This window comes from Microbulbifer sp. ABH2_005, assembly GCF_056160005.1.
Genome location: NZ_JBSWWI010000001.1, coordinates 3296989 through 3312614, shown reverse-complemented (window position 1 = coordinate 3312614; position 15626 = coordinate 3296989). Strand labels below are relative to the sequence as shown.

The 15626-nt window shown below is 46.4% G+C and carries 14 protein-coding genes; all 14 read right to left on the bottom strand.

Annotation, left to right across the window (positions count from 1 at the left end):
- Complete coding sequence (nuoK, locus tag ACXAFI_RS14450) at nucleotides 1–318, bottom strand: NADH-quinone oxidoreductase subunit NuoK (protein WP_475109372.1); 318 nt, start codon at nucleotides 316–318, stop codon at nucleotides 1–3.
- A complete protein-coding gene (gene nuoJ, locus ACXAFI_RS14445) occupies nucleotides 308–832 on the bottom strand; it encodes an NADH-quinone oxidoreductase subunit J (protein WP_444921277.1) in 525 nt (174 codons plus the stop codon). The genes nuoK and nuoJ overlap by 11 nt, the downstream gene beginning before the upstream one ends.
- Before the next feature lie 191 nt (nucleotides 833–1023).
- Nucleotides 1024–1542, bottom strand: a complete 519-nt coding sequence (gene nuoI, locus ACXAFI_RS14440) for an NADH-quinone oxidoreductase subunit NuoI (RefSeq protein WP_475109371.1) — start codon at nucleotides 1540–1542, stop codon at nucleotides 1024–1026.
- 40 nt (nucleotides 1543–1582) lie between these two features.
- Nucleotides 1583–2539 (bottom strand): NADH-quinone oxidoreductase subunit NuoH, encoded by a 957-nt coding sequence (gene nuoH / locus ACXAFI_RS14435; RefSeq protein ID WP_475109370.1) that lies wholly within the window; start codon nucleotides 2537–2539, stop codon nucleotides 1583–1585.
- 3 nt (nucleotides 2540–2542) lie between these two features.
- Nucleotides 2543–5383, bottom strand: coding sequence for an NADH-quinone oxidoreductase subunit NuoG (nuoG, locus tag ACXAFI_RS14430; protein ID WP_475109369.1), 2841 nt, complete (start codon nucleotides 5381–5383; stop codon nucleotides 2543–2545).
- A 58-nt stretch (nucleotides 5384–5441) separates the two neighbouring features.
- Nucleotides 5442–6716: an NADH-quinone oxidoreductase subunit NuoF gene (gene nuoF / locus ACXAFI_RS14425; RefSeq protein WP_475109368.1), complete on the bottom strand. Its 1275-nt coding sequence runs from the start codon at nucleotides 6714–6716 to the stop codon at nucleotides 5442–5444.
- Nucleotides 6694–7260 carry an NADH-quinone oxidoreductase subunit NuoE gene (gene nuoE / locus ACXAFI_RS14420; RefSeq protein WP_475109367.1) on the bottom strand — a complete coding sequence of 189 codons (567 nt, stop codon included), beginning with the start codon at nucleotides 7258–7260 and terminating at the stop codon, nucleotides 6694–6696. The genes nuoF and nuoE overlap by 23 nt, the downstream gene beginning before the upstream one ends.
- Before the next feature lie 133 nt (nucleotides 7261–7393).
- Entirely contained in the window at nucleotides 7394–9199 is a 1806-nt protein-coding gene (gene nuoC / locus ACXAFI_RS14415; protein ID WP_475109366.1) for an NADH-quinone oxidoreductase subunit C/D, read from the bottom strand.
- Between the two features lie 42 nt (nucleotides 9200–9241).
- Nucleotides 9242–9889 (bottom strand): NuoB/complex I 20 kDa subunit family protein, encoded by a 648-nt coding sequence (locus ACXAFI_RS14410; RefSeq protein ID WP_475109365.1) that lies wholly within the window; start codon nucleotides 9887–9889, stop codon nucleotides 9242–9244.
- A gap of 18 nt (nucleotides 9890–9907) precedes the next feature.
- Nucleotides 9908–10321, bottom strand: coding sequence for an NADH-quinone oxidoreductase subunit A (ndhC, locus tag ACXAFI_RS14405; protein WP_152451996.1), 414 nt, complete (start codon nucleotides 10319–10321; stop codon nucleotides 9908–9910).
- A gap of 1026 nt (nucleotides 10322–11347) precedes the next feature.
- Nucleotides 11348–11914 (bottom strand): hypothetical protein, encoded by a 567-nt coding sequence (locus ACXAFI_RS14400; RefSeq protein ID WP_475109364.1) that lies wholly within the window; start codon nucleotides 11912–11914, stop codon nucleotides 11348–11350.
- A gap of 546 nt (nucleotides 11915–12460) precedes the next feature.
- Nucleotides 12461–13147 carry a DUF1963 domain-containing protein gene (locus tag ACXAFI_RS14395; RefSeq protein WP_475109363.1) on the bottom strand — a complete coding sequence of 229 codons (687 nt, stop codon included), beginning with the start codon at nucleotides 13145–13147 and terminating at the stop codon, nucleotides 12461–12463.
- A gap of 634 nt (nucleotides 13148–13781) precedes the next feature.
- A complete protein-coding gene (locus ACXAFI_RS14390; protein WP_226648534.1) occupies nucleotides 13782–14027 on the bottom strand; it encodes a VF530 family protein in 246 nt (81 codons plus the stop codon).
- Nucleotides 14028–14510: 483 nt separating this feature from the next.
- Nucleotides 14511–15101: a hypothetical protein gene (locus ACXAFI_RS14385; RefSeq protein WP_475109362.1), complete on the bottom strand. Its 591-nt coding sequence runs from the start codon at nucleotides 15099–15101 to the stop codon at nucleotides 14511–14513.
- Nucleotides 15102–15626: the final 525 nt, after the last annotated feature.

Sequence of the window (15626 nt, the reverse complement as noted above, 5' to 3'; positions counted from 1 at the left end):
TTAACCTCTCAGTTCATTTAGTTGATCAATATCGACGGTGTGTTTACGATGGTAAAACTGCAGAACCAAAGCGAGTGCAATGGCAACTTCTGCAGCTGCCAAGGTGACCACAAATACAAACATCACTTGACCATCCGCATTTCCCCAGTGCGCACCGGCCACAACAAACATCAATGCTGCTGCATTTGTACATATTTCTACACACATCAACATGAAGATGATATTTCGTCTCATCATCAAGCCGGCTAAGCCAAGGCAAAAAAGAATGGATGCGAGAAGAATACCTGCTTCAAGGCCTGGTGCAGTTTCAATTAGCATTGCTGGAATCCTCAGTGTCAATTTTCTTACGTCGAGCCAGATGGAAAGCACCGACTAACCCCGCAAGTAATAACATTGAGGCCAACTCTACGGCGAGGACATAATGGCTGAAGAGGGCGATACCAATTTGCTTAGGGCCTATGTAATAGAAAGTTTGATGTGAAGAAACCTGCCCACTGCTTACCAGTATTATCAGTTGAGCTAACAATAGGGCAGATAATAAAGCTGGGCCGAACCATGTTCTGGGTTGAAGCCATGTTTGCTCCTGTACCACTGTGGAATCTCCCTGATTAAGCATCATTATCACAAAAATAATGAGCACCATAATGGCGCCTGCATAAATGATGACTTCAAGTGCTGCAGCAAGAGGGGCGCCAAATTGGTAGAAGATGACAGCCACTGCCAGTAATGACGTCACAAGATAAAGAAGGGCGTGAACGGCATTTTTGTGAAAGATCACCATCGTAGTGGCCGCTACCGCTATGGCTGCTGTTAAGTAGAAGATAAAATTCATATGGATGTTCCCTCCAGATTAAATCTTTCCCAATTTAGAGGTGATCGATAGCAGCATCTTCTGCTGTGCTAGAATAATTTTTATGAGTATTTATTTATAGTTGGTAATAAATTCAGTCGTGAGATTATGTCCTTTGTTCATGATTTATCTGTTTAAAAGATAATGGTTCTCCGATTACCATATTTTTCGGGCTATAAATTAAGACTCTTGATATTAATCGGTTCTGCTTCATTTTCCGCCTGGCCTTTATCTTTTCCTGTTATTGCTTTGCCGGCGACTTGATAAAAGCTGTAGTCGTGATATTTGCCTGGTCCATCAATTAATAGATCTTCCTTTTCGTATACCATATTTTGCCGATCGTATTCACACATCTCAAAGTCAGGTGTTAGTTGAATTGCATAAGTAGGACAGGCATCTTCACAGAGCCCACACATAATGCAACGAGAGAAATTAATACGGAAATACTCAGGACGCCAACGGCCATCAGGATCTTCTGTCTTTTGTAATGAAATACAGTCGGGAGGGCAAGCAACCGCGCAAAGATTACAAGCAACACAGCGCTCATCCCCATTGGGGTCCCGGCTTAAAATAATTCTTCCGCGATAGCGTGGTGCTAGGTAGGGTTTTTCCTCGGGGTACTGAACAGTAACATTGCGCCGAAATAGATGCTTAAAAACCAACCACATGCTGCGTATTTGACTGGCGATCATTTTCTTTCTCCGACAATGCCGGCTAGATATGATTGAATGCCTAGGCGATCCATAACAAGATTCCAGCGGTAGCGAGCAGATTTACCAGTGATAAGGGGAGCATGACTTTCCATCCAAATTTCATTAGCTGGTCGTATCGGGGGCGTGGTAAGGCGGCTCGCAGCAGGATGAAAATAGCAACCATGAAGGCGGTTTTCAGGCAGAACCAGATAAGAGGTGGAAGTAGGGGACCATGCCAGCCCCCTAAAAATAAAGTGGTGATTAGTGCGGATATCAGAATGACGGCAAGATATTCACCGACGAAGAACATTCCAAATTTCATGCCTGAATATTCGGTATGAAATCCTGCAGTCAATTCATGTTCTGCCTCGGGGAGATCAAAGGGCGTTCTGCGACTCTCGGCAATACCGGCGATGAAAAAAACTATAAATCCCAGAAACTGAGGCACGATAAACCAGGTATCGGCCTGGGCATTGACAATATATCGTAGGTTGAAACTACCGGACATCATCACTACGCCCATCAGGCTCAATCCCATAAAGACTTCGTAAGACACGGTTTGAGCGGCGGCCCTGAGGCCTCCCAATAGAGCATACTTATTATTGGAGGCATAACCACCGAGGATGATGCTGTAAACCGCAATGGAACTCATTGCCAGCACAAATAACAGGCCAATATTAAGATCAGAAACACCAATATTGGGTGACATAGGCACAACCGAAAAGGCAATTAACATCGTTGCCATAACAACAGTTGGTGCCAGAACAAATACGGGTATATCCGCAAATCGAGGTATGAAATCCTCCTTGAAAAATAATTTGATCATATCGGCAAGGACTTGCAATGTGCCAAATGGACCAACGCGGTTTGGACCTGGCCTGTCTTGCCAGAAACCCAGCAGTCTCCTTTCCCCCCAGGTGAGGATGGCCGCCAGTAATACCGTAACGATAAGTACTCCGAAAATATTTAATAGAGTCATCCAGATTGATGTACTCATGGCTTATTGCCCCTCGCTAATTGCAGGTGTCACTGCCGGACGTAAAGCGGCATAGCCGGGGATCTGGGGAGCTAGGGTTTCCAGTCCAGGCAAACCAAAAGGAATGCCAATACAGCCGTTTGGTATGCTGATGCAGCTCTTTAGCTCAGCCCTGTAGACTCCACAGTTAGTTTCAATATCTACCAGTTCTCCCTCTTGGGTAGTGTATTGAGTGATCACATCAGGATGTATCAACACGAAGGGAGCATCGATGGCTTCAGAAAATGACATCGATTGATTACTGAGCTCCTCACTGCCAAATAGGCGATAAATGGGGAGCATCTGCAATTTATTGTCATTTTCGGCTGGTTTTATTGATTGATCGTCCGAAGTATTCCACTCATGGAGAGACTGTTGGGAGCGCTCAATATATTTACCCGATGGACCGCCTTTGCGCTCACCGCCAACTTGTTGCTGAAACTTAAAAATAGACTGGTTCGAATTCCATCCAGGCGACCAAATATTAGCCTGCAGTGGCGTTTTATTGGGATTGTGTATGCCTTCCATACTGAAGCTCATGGGAGCATCAGGATCAATTACAGGAGGTGTCTCTGAGACATGCTGTTGGGCGTGAATAGCTGTGCGGCCGCTATAACGAGCACTTTGGCGAGCAACCTTAAGTCCATCAATACGATAGTCTTCATTTGGACCTAACTCCGTGAGAATTCGTAATGCCTTGAACTCCTTTGCTATGGCCTCGCTGAGATCTGTGCTGTGTTTCCAGCTGTAGAGTGGTGAAAGGTTGTCAGGTTTCTCTGTGCAAAACTCTACGGCATCCACGAGCCAGCGCCAGCTCTCTTGTATATAGTCTTTTCCCTCATAGACTGCATAGAAGCGCTGTGCCAGACCATTATTATTAACATAGGTACCTTGTGACTCAGCGGTTGTGGATGCTGGAAAGATCCAGTTTGCCCTCTTGGCAGTGGGTGTTAGTAGGGTATCAATAAGAATCACTTCATCCACGAGAGTAAAGATTTTTTCTACTGATGGTGTGTCTAGTCGCCGATATAAATCATTTTCCAGTACGATAAGACTAGTGGGTATATTCCCGCTTGAGTCTGTTAGTGATTCCAAAAGTTGTTCCAGATAGCCTTCTTTTTTATTGAATAATTGGATCATTCCCAGGCTATTCACTTCGCCACAGTTTAAATACAGCTTTGTGGGCATCTTTCTATGATCGCTGAGTACACCGGCCAGTTCTGCTGCCGCCATTAGAATGCTGGAGTTCCTGCTGGAAATTCCAGAAATAATGAGTGGATTGGTCGCATTGAGTAGTAGCTGTGTGGTGTGTTTGACATTTTTCTGAAGTTCTAGAGAAATATCTGGGAAATGATTACTTGACCCAGTAATTTGCTGGGTAAGGGCTTGGGTAAATAGGGAAATTTTATCTGGCGATTCAAACAGGGTGGTTGCGGTAATGTCTGCGAGCTCAGTAAGCTCCGTTCCAAGAAAGATAATCGGGCTGGGATCACCCTCTAGCTGTCTTACGGAAGCATCTTGCCAGAGAGGTATCTTTAGATTCTGTGCCTGTTTCTTTTGACGATTTCGTGCTGCTTGACGTACAGCCAGAGCAATTCGTGGCGACGTGTTATAGATATCCTCACCGATTATCAGAACCACATCAGCGGCTTCTATTTCAGGCGTGTTGGGGCTGGTAATCCGTTTGTCGCTTTGTATGTGGTTTACTAATTGAAGCAATTGGTGATCGAGACGGTTTAGTCCAGAGAAGAAGTTATCGCCCCCAACTAATTGACGTAGCGCATAATTATTTTCCAGTGATGCCCGAGGTGAGCCAATACCGATGATTCTGCGCAGCTGGCGTTGCGCGGCGGTGATTTGTACCGATAGATGCAGGACGCCATCACGGGGGCTGATCCTTCGATGGAGTTGATCTTTCGAATCTGCAGTGGAGCCGATGAGATCTTCGTCCTTTGCACTTAAAACATGATTAATACGTGCTGCGCTATTGACATATTCGTATCCGAAGCGTCCCCGATCACAGAGAAAATAACCGTTAATATCGTGATGGTAGAGGTTGGTAATACGCCTTAACATGGGTTCGTAGCTGTTACTGGATTCCCTTGCTCCAGGGGCAGTATTGCATCCCACTGCACAATGCTCACAAATCGATGGCGCAGTTTGCAGGTCCCACTTACGCACAAAATGTGCACTAAAAGTCTTATCGGTAAATACACCAGTTGGGCAGACTTCAACTAAGTTGCCACTGAAACCATTTTGTAAACGGCCTTCTTGCTCTCGGCCAAAATAAACCTGATGATTTCGGCCGAGTGCCTGTAAGTCATTTCCTCCGGCATAGTCGTTGTAAAAACGTATACAGCGGTAGCAGGTAATACAGCGGTTCATTTCGTGATTGATAAAAGGGCCAAGATATTGATTGCGATGTGTGCGCTTTGTGCCCCTGTAGCGGCGCATGGTATGGCCTGACATTTCTGTCATATCCTGTAAATGACACTCACCCCCCTCCTCACAAACTGGGCAATCGTGAGGGTGGTTGGTCATCAGATCTTCAATTATGCTGCCGCGAAATTCCAGGGCCGCTTCGGCCTTAACACTGTAAATGCCACCATCACGAACTTGTGTCATACAGCTCATAATCAAGCGGCCTGATTCATCTTCACTGTCTTTATATTCGATCATCGCACATTGACGACAGGCACCAACTGAGCCCATTTCTGGATGCCAGCAAAAATAGGGAACGTTTAAGCCCAGAGTCAGGCAGCTGCTGAGTAAGTTCTGATCACCATCAACCAGATATTTCTCGCCGTCGATTGTAATGGTTGGCATCGCTAATCCATTATGCTTTATCGATGATATTGGGAGCCCTGGACAAATAGTTTGTTAATTATTTATAGGGGCAACAGCCTTTCTTTATATGGTCTAGGAAGTCCTGTTCGAATAATTTGAGAGCACTCTGAATAGGTTCTGCCGCTCCAGGAGCCAGTGCACAGAAGGTTTTACCGGGGCCAATTCGTTCACACTGCTCTTGTAGTAGCTCTAGATCCTCGGGTAGACCCTCACCGTTTTCTATTCGCTGTAGAACTTTCACCACCCATGGCAATCCATCCCGGCAGGGGGTACACCAGCCACAGGACTCACGCGCGAAGAACTGGGTAAGGTTTAGCACTAGCCCAACAGGACAGGTCTTATCATCCATGACAGTAATTGTGCCGGTTCCCATGCGGCTGCCAGCCTTGCCGATTACGTCGTAATCCATGGGGAGGTCCAGGTGGTCGGGCCCGAGGAAGTCGGTAGAGCCACCACCTGGAAGGAAACCTTTCAGTTTGAGTCCATCTCGCATGCCCCCGGCATGCTGTTCAATAATCTCACGAATGGAAGTCCCCATGGGCAGCTCCCAAGCGCCCGGACTTTTAACCTTGCCGCTGACACCAAAAATTTTACTGCCGGCATCCTGCCCCACTCCCAAGCCTCGATACCAGTCGACTCCGAGAGCCACAAGATGTGGGATATTGCAGAAGGTCTCTACATTGTTCACCACCGTTGGTTTGCCCCAGAGGCCACTTACCTGTGGAAAGGGGGGTTTTGCTCTGGGGATTGCGCGGCGTCCCTCAAGGGCGTTGAGCAGCGCTGTTTCCTCTCCACAGATATAATTACCGGCACTGCGATGGACGAAGATTTTCAGTGAATATTGACTATCAAAAATATTATTGCCAATGAATCCTTGGGATCTTGCCTCCTCAATTGCAATTTCTAGGCGCTCTGCAGCCAGATGATATTCCCCGCGAATGAAGATATACCCAACAGATGCACCTATGGCGTAGGCCGCTATTGCCATGCCCTCTAGCAATAAGTGAGGATCACGTTCCATTAGGAGGCGGTCTTTAAAGGTACCTGGCTCCATTTCATCGGCATTACAAACTATAAATTTTTGTTTTGGTGAGTCTTCACCACGGGGAACAAAGCTCCACTTTAATCCGGTATTAAATCCCGCACCGCCACGTCCACGTAACCCACCCTCTTTGACGAGATTGATAATGTCATCCGGCGCCATAGCGTGGGCCTTGCGCCATCCTTGATAACCATCGTTAGCCAGGTATCGTGTGATATCCGCTGCGATATTCTCTTTTGTGATGTTTTTAGTGAGAGGATTTGTCAGCATGGACTTGTTTCTTTTTATCGATTAATGCGTCGATGGCTGATTCATCGAGATTTCTATACATTTCGTCTCCAAGCATCAGCACCGGCGCTTTATCACAGTCTCCAAGGCAGGGTGTTTCCAGTAGGGTAAAAATCCCATCAGCAGATGTCTGTCCTGGTTCAATTTGCAGGCGCTGGCTTATATGTTTTTGCAATTGATCGCAGCCCATGATCCAGCAGCTGGAACTTTTGCATAGATAAATCACTTCCTTGCCAACAGGTTGGCGGAAAATGAGTTGATAATAGGTGGCTACACCTTCTAGTTGGGCCGCGGGTATTTGCAAGTAGTTTGCAATAGCCTGAAGACTGCTATCTGAAATCCAACCCCGATGCTTCTGTACGATTCTGAGAGCCTCTAAACCCACTGAAGATTTGCCCTCATAATGAGCGGCCTCTTTATCAATTTCTCTTTTTTCCTCGTCAGTGAGGGTTCCAGAGAATTTTTCTGGATCCTTGTTGCTTTTCTCCATTACTTCAATAAGTTCCGGTTCTAATAAGCTGGACATTTGCGCCTCCTATGTTGGTATCACGGAGGCATCTAGAAGATGCCGTTGCCGCCGGATGTTATTGCGGCAAGAGGACATCGGGCTACGAAATGCATAAATATCCCCTCCCAAATCTAAGAGTGATTATTTTTTGTTATCGATCTACATCCGCCATAACAAAATCAATACTGGCAATAATTGCGATTAGATCTGCAATTAGTAATCCCCGCGACATCAGAGGAATCATTTGTAAGTGTGGAAATGAGGGGGTGCGTATTCTAGTGCGATATGATGTTGTCCCCCCATCGCTGATAATTTGATAGCTGTTGAGACCTTTGGTGGCTTCAATAGGGAAACACACCTCACCAGCTGGCATTACCGGCCCCCAACTGTTATTGACAAAGTGTTGAATGAGCGTTTCGATATCCTGCATAGTGCGCCCCTTTCGCGGCGGCGTCGTCAATGGATGATCGGACTTATAAGGGCCTGCCGGCATATTCTCCAGGCACTGGCGAATAATGCGCAGGCTCTGCCACATCTCATCTACCCGTACACGGCATCGATCAAAACAGTCACCACCATCATAGCTGGGAATATCGAACTCAAATTGGTCATAACCACTGTAAGGACGCTTCTTGCGTAAATCCCACTCAAGTCCGGTGGCACGTAAGCCGGGGCCTGTAACTCCCCACTCCATTGCCTCAGCGGTATTGTAGACACCGATTCCTCGAGCGCGTTTTTGTAACAGTTTGTTCTTGATTACCATGCCGTCGTAATCGCGCAATCGTTCGGGCATATAGTCGAGGAATTCCCGAACCATTTTATCCCAGCCTTCCGGCAGGTCCTGGGCTACACCACCAATACGAAACCAGGCCGGATGCATTCGCCCACCGGTGATGGCTTCTACAATCCCAAAGAGTTTTTCCCGGTCGATAAACATGTAAAAAACAGGCGACATCTGCCCGACGTCTTGCGCAAAAGTACCGAAAAATACCAAATGGCTAGAAATACGAAAAAACTCGCACATCATCACCCGAATAACCTGGGCACGTTCGGGAACTTGTATACCGGCGAGTTGTTCAAGGGCCAATACATAGGGCAGGTTATTCATAACGCCACCCAGGTAATCGATGCGGTCTGTATAGGGCACATAGGTGTGCCAGGCTTGACGTTCCGCCATCTTTTCCGCGCCGCGATGGTGGTATCCGATGTCCGGCACCGCATCTACTATTTGTTCGCCATCGAGTTGCAGGGCGATACGAAATACACCGTGCACGCTAGGGTGGTTGGGCCCCAGGTTTAGGAACATAAACTCCGAGTCTTCATTGGCGCGGGCCATGCCCCAGTCTTCAGGGCGGAATAATAGTGCCTCTTGCTCCTTGCGCTCTTTTTCTTCAGAGAGACTGAAAGGGTCGACTTCTGTCGCGCGTGCATGATGATCTTTACGGAGGGGATGTCCTTTCCAGGTGGTGGGCATCATAATTCGACGCAAATGGGGATGCCCTTCAAAATTGATGCCAAAGAGATCCCAGACTTCCCGTTCATACCAGTTGGCGTTCTGCCAAACACTTGAAATCGATGGTGCCGAAAGCTTGGATTCGGCCAGTGCGACCTTAATGCGGATAAATAAATTTCTAGTGAAAGAGAGCAGCTGATAGACCAGGGTGAAATCACTGGCGGGCTGCTTTTCAGGTCCCTCTCCACGATTTACCCGTAATCGCTCATCTATCGCGCTGAGATCGTAGAGCATGGCAAAGGGGCGAGAAATACTCTGTTTAAGGAATTGCAATAGTGGAGTCAGGGACTGGGTATCTACCCATAGGGTGGGCATATCGTCACAGTTAGGCTGTAACCAGTAATTGTGTAAGTGATACTCCAGGTCGAGGTCACGCAGGAATAATTCAGCCTCCTTGCTATAGGCAGTCTCGCTGTGAACACTTTTTGCTATAACACCTGTCATGGGAGTCCCACTGTTATTTTTCTTGGTGCGCCTAAAGCTTTGTTAAACCGTATCTGGAGAGCGCAATAGTTCTGTGCGCATACGTGCTTCTCGGTGTAAATCTCTCTGGCTCGGTTTGGCTACTTTTCTTGTTCCCTGTTCATCCACTACCCAACTAAAGTTTCTGCGCTCGGCGGCGACGGACTTTTGTAACAGGGTAAGCCCTTGCAGTAAGGCTTCTGGGCGAGGAGGGCAGCCGGGTACGTATACATCGACGGGCAAAAATTTGTCGACCCCCTGCACCACGCTATAAATATCGTACATGCCTCCAGAATTGGCACAGGAGCCCATGGAAATTACCCAGCGAGGTTCGATCATTTGTTCGTAAAGACGCTGAACCACTGGTGCCATTTTTAAGAATACGGTGCCGGAAATAACGATAAGATCGGCTTGCCTTGGTGTTGCACGAATCACTTCCGCGCCGAAGCGGGAGATATCGTGGCGACTGGTAAAGGCGGTGGCCATTTCCACATAACAGCAGGAGAGCCCGAAATTAAATGGCCAAAGTGAATTAGAACGCCCCCAGGCAACCAACTCTTCCAACTTGGCGAGTAGGACATTCTTTTGCAGGTCTTCCTCCATCTCTACGCTACCTTTCTTGCGTGAGTCGGAGGCAATGACATCGTCGGCTTTACTCAGCTTCCAGCGCATGGTCTTTCCAGCTTTTCTTTATTGATGATTCTTGCGATTGATCAGGCTTTTCTGCTCTCCTCCCCACTCCAAGGCGCCAAGGCGCCATAGGTAGATCAATCCCACTAGTAGGATGACGATAAATATGGTGGCTTCGATAAAGCCGAGTAATCCGGTTTCATAGAAGGCAACTGACCAGCTAAAGAGATAGACCGCTTCCAGATCGAACACGATGAATAAAATGGCAACCAGATAGTAGGCAACAGATATTCGCAGCCGAGCGCTGCCCTGGGAAATAATGCCGGACTCAAAGGGTTCATCTGTTGCGGGGTCTCTTCTCTTTTGCCCGAGAAAGTAAGAGAGACTGAGCATAAGCACGATTAATGCGAGTACGGCGAGGCAATAAACGACCAGTGGCCATACTTCAGGGTTAAGCTGTTCTGGATAGTTCAACTTCTTTCTCCCCGTTTTTCTATTGGGCCCCGCCCGAATTGATTATTAGTACCGCCGCGAAAACACTGGATAAAGATGGGCGCTTTCCTTGTTGTTGAAAGCGAATTTGATAATGAACTTCTATTCTTGAATTGGCATCTGTTTCAATGGACGTTTTTTAAATCCAAAACCTTATCTGGCCGTTCACTGTTTATAAGGCCTAGCTGTAGATTGCGCCAGTGCCACTAAGGAACGTTTACTTATTACGCTTTTAGTTTTTATTAGTTGGCATTCTGTAAGAATTAACGACACTGAATAAAAGTCTTCACATTGTTTCCACAAATGGAAATGTTTAAAAGAATCAATGGACAAATAAATGAGTGAAGAGGCGATATTTAGAAGGGAGTCGGGGGGAGAGTAGTGAAATAATAATTAATAAGGGGGTAGATCCCCCTTATTATTAGCAACCAAATCTGACCAACTTAAAGGTTGCTGATTCACCGGCTACCAGCCAGGAGATCGTCTCGAGGCTGGCTAGTTAGTTAGTAGGCTTTGTGCCTGATCCAGTAACTCTCTATCGCGTGCAGAGCTGTTGCGCAGGAATTGCGCACAGCCGTTTCACTGCGGCTGATTTCGCTGTCGTACTAGGCGGGGATGTGACGGCCCCACCAAAGCTGACGGGAAATACATCAGTCCTGGATATCGTGCACCCAGGAGAAATACATGTTTTCGTAGTTTTCGTGATGAACTTACGCGGTGATCTTCAACTGCGGCAATGAACTCACTGGTTAGGGGCTGGGTTTTTACGCAGCGCCTCATTAACATGCAGCTGCAAAGTGTAATTTGTCGGCGTGGACGCTAACTCTGAATTAGCGCACTACCATAACATTCAACTCAAACGAAGAGCTGGGAGCTGGTCGACACTATCGTTGGTAGAGATTCATTAGGGATAGGGAGCCGCTCATTGTGAATCAACATGATGGGGGGTGTAGGGCCGGTAGCTAGAAACTACCGGCTATCCGATTTAGGGCAATAAATACTGTCACATTATTCTTCTTTTTCTAAGTGCCTACGAGCTACGCCTATAAAAAATTGCTTCCATATTTTGGTTGATTCGTCGAACATTAAAAACTCCTTCACTACCGAACCATCGGCTTGCCGCGAATAAACTCCCCTTATAGCTGATACAGGTTCACCATTATTCGGATAGATGCGACCCTCTAATACAAAATCACCGTTTTCAACTAAACCACCAGAGTAATCTATATGATAGCGAGGGCTCATCCATACCTGTCGCCACTTTCCGGTAGCAGGATCCACAAAGTTCATCCCTGTTCCAGTACCACCGAATATTGTCGACCAGTCTTCATGGATAAGACATCCTTGCTCTTTTTTTGAGTAAACTTGGTCAGCGATTTTTTTTCCATCTACCGTAAAAAAATTCCAGCGGCCAACTAAAAAATCCAAGTCGCGGTATGGTGAACGATTTTCACCGCAGACGGGTGTTTGAGGTTGAATTTTCGATTTAGGGGGAGAGTTGCCGAATGCTATAGTTGTATATAGAAAAAGAAATATTGAAATTACAGTGCTTACTGTTCGAGCTAATTTATTCATTCTATCCTCACATTTACGGCTTAATGCCTAAACAACCGGCTGGCGGTATGCCAGTCCGACATCAAAGGCATGTAGTAGATTTAATTGGTACGCTCAGTGTGGGGTTTGGACTAATGGGATAAAAATCCCCTATAGGTATATCACTATTTAATGGGTTCTATTAAATGCTAACTACTAGCGAATGGCAACTGTAACATCGCGAGGTCTTGTGGGGAGGAGGCTGCTAGCAAAACTACGAGCTGAACAGGATAAAAGTCCTATAAGGCTTATCCTGGAGGCGTGGTGGCCAAGGACACCGAAGCTGGGTGATCTAACGGGTAAAGTCAAAGGTGCAGTTGTGTAATGAAAGATCATTCTCTGAACCGGGGAGTTCTGTTTAATTTACTACAGTGAAGCTGTCAGGGCGGTAATAGACTCATATATGGGCTTAACCAGTTTGAGATTATCGTTAAGCATATGGATAGGGAACTGCCTATTATGCACCCCCGCGATGGCTGGTGTAGTAGCCGGTAACTAGAAACTTCCGGCTACACGATTTTGAGCTACTCAACAACATTGCCAGAGGAACTTACCAATCGTTCCCTCTTTATTTATGAATGCGTATGAAACACCGGAGTCTCCAAAATTGATACTAAATGGAACTTCATAGGAATCTAGCTGCATAAGAAGTGACCAGTCGTCCGTATTTCCGGGAAATTCGTCACCTTGTAGAAAGCTAGGTGTCCCACCAATTTTATTTCCTCCCAGCTTATTACAGTATTTTTCATAGTCCTCGTCAGCTAGGTCAAAGCGTTCTGCTTCTGGAATGAACTCTGGGTCTTTTGAGGCTGAAAGATCAACAGCTAATTCGATGTCTATTGGGTAAAGACCAGTTTTCCCCTTTACTTCAACATAGTCCTGTAAAGTTGGTCCAGTGGTGATATTTCGTACCTTAATTTGAGGCTTACCACCCGGTTGAATAATTACTGCATTCTCGCCACCATCTGGCTCCCATGTTCCATCAACGTACTCATCATCATCTGTCATGAAGATATAGGCCACTTTTCCCTCACAGCCTGGGAATAGATCATTTGTAAGTTTGATCTGACAAATAAAGCGCATGGGAGAATCCATTTCAGAGCTTATTGGCCATTGAGCTTCCTCAAGCCAATTAGGCTGACCGCCAAATTTTGTAACAACATCAGAAATCGGTAATTCAGTTACTTTGAATTTTATTGTATTCCGAGTAATCATACTTATCCTTGTGTACTCTAAACCCTTGCTAATAGGCAGCTGAAACTCAGTGTAGGCTGTCCCGCGGAAGCGGAACGGAGTGTACTTGAGTAACTTGGTACGCCTAGTATGGACGTGAACTAATGAGGTGAAAGTCCCCAGTAGGAAGATCACCGTTTAATGGGCGCCATTAAATGCTAACTACCAGCGAATGGCAACTGCAACACCGTGAGGTCTTGTGGGAAGGAAGCGGCTAGTAAAGCTATGTGCTGGCGAACAGAAATATCCTATAAGGCTTAGCCTGAAGGCGAGGGGCCGAGGGCACCGAAACCGGGTGATCTAATAGGAAGAGTCAATGGTGCAGCTGTGCAGTGAAAGGTCACGTTCTTACTCTGGGGAGATCAGTTTAACTTGCTGCTGTGAAGCTGCCAGCATGGCCGCTGACTCAGAAGTAGCGCACTGCCATGATACTCTACTCAGATGAAGAGCTGCTCGACAGTATCGTTGGGTAGGGATTCAACGGATAGGGAACCGGCGATTGCGGACTGGCACGGTGGGTGGTGTGGGGGCCGGTAGCTAGAAACCACCGGCTATCCGATTTATGCGCCTGTCCCTGCCTAATCACAGCGACATCTATGTGGTTACCAAATAGTGCTCATTTACGGTTACCCCACGGAGATTTATTTTCAAAAGTTGAGATATACAGATTCTCGACTTTATCTCGCGCCCACTGGGTTTTGCGTAAAAACTTGAGCGAAGACTTAATTGATGGGTCGCTCTTAAAGCAATTGATATTAATCCTATCTGCCAAACCATCCCAGCCATAATGCTCCTGCAATCGTGTAACAACTTTCTCAAGAGTAATACCATGTAGCGGATTATTTGGTTGTTCTTTACTCATTCTTCAATCAATACCCTATGTTTAATGCCGCGAGCATGGGCGTGAACTAATGGGGTGAAAGTCCCCTATAGGGAAATCACCATTTAATGGTCGCCATTAAATGTTAACTACTAGCGAATGGCAACTGCAACACCAGGAAGTCTTGTGGGGGAGGGAGCTACTGGCAAAACTACGAGCTGATGGGCAGAAACATCCTATAAGGCTTAGCTTGGGGGGGAGGTGGCCAAGGACACCGAAGCCATTTGGTCTAGCGGGTAGAGTCAATGATGTAGTTGAGTATTGAAAGTTCACGATCTTATCTGAGCAGATCTGTTTAGCTTGCTGCTGTGAAGTTGTCGGCGTGGCCGCTGAGTCAGAAGTAGCATGCTGCCATGACACTCAGCACAAATGAAGAGCTGTTTGAGACTATCGTTGGCTCGTACGGATTGCGAGCCGCCCATTGCGGATTCGTACGATGGGTGGTGTGGGGCCGGCAGGTAGAAACTACTGACTACCCGATTTAAATAATGATGCGGCACGAACTTTGTCCAGCTGTTTTTCAACACTATATGTGTAAATTCTTGGCTTCCCGTCGGGAAAATATGATTGCACCACATAATCAGATCCTCTACCGGCTTCCACGATCTCTTGATAAAACTCTACATCTTCCTCTTTTTCCATATCAAGAATTTGATTTAATAGCGGGCCAGAGTTAGCCATACCAAATTGATATAGTCCGTTTTTATCTTTTGTAAGATAAACTAAATGTTCTTTGTCGATACTATAGGTAAAGCTACAATAAGTACGATTTTGTGATACCTCCACGATCTCATTTTTTTTAATATTCCCTTTAAATGGCTCAATTACGAGATACTTATAGATTCTTACACCACCCTCTTCCCGAGATGCTCGTGCCGTAGTTTCCGCTTGTATCAAGTACCCTCGAAAAGCAATATCACTCGACGCCAAATTCGATTCATAGACCGACATACCCTCATGCTCCTTAAGCATGAAGGGAGCAATTTTCATACACGCAAAAACATTTTCTGGTGTAGCCCACAACAATAGTAAGAGTAATGGAGTGTATTTCATCATATCACTTAACGCCTCAATAATGGGCCGGAGCACTTAGTGTGGACGTCCAGCCCCGAAAGGGTGCATTGATTAACTTTCTACACCCAGTATGGGCGTGGACTAATGATGTGAAAGTCCCTTGTAGGAAGATTACCATTTTATGGATTCCATTTAATGCTAACTACTAGCGAATGGCAACTGCAACACCGTAAGGTCTTGTGGGGATGAAGCGGCTAGTAAAGCTATAAGCTGGCGGACCAAAGCATCTTATAAGGTTAAGCCTGGAGGCGAGGTGGTCAAGGACTCCGAAGTTGGGTGATTTAGTGGGTAGAGTCAATGGTGCAGTTGCGTAGTGAAAGTTCACGTTCTTATCTGGGGAGATCTGTTTAGCTTGCTGCTGTGAAGTTGTTGGCCTGGCCGCTGCCTCACAAGTAGGTCCAATCCGCTAGCCACCATCGCGGGAATAGATATAAGTAGTGATACATAGCAGAGCTTCGGTCAGCAATGATCAAGGCGATTAAACAGAAGTCAGCTGACGGCATAGTA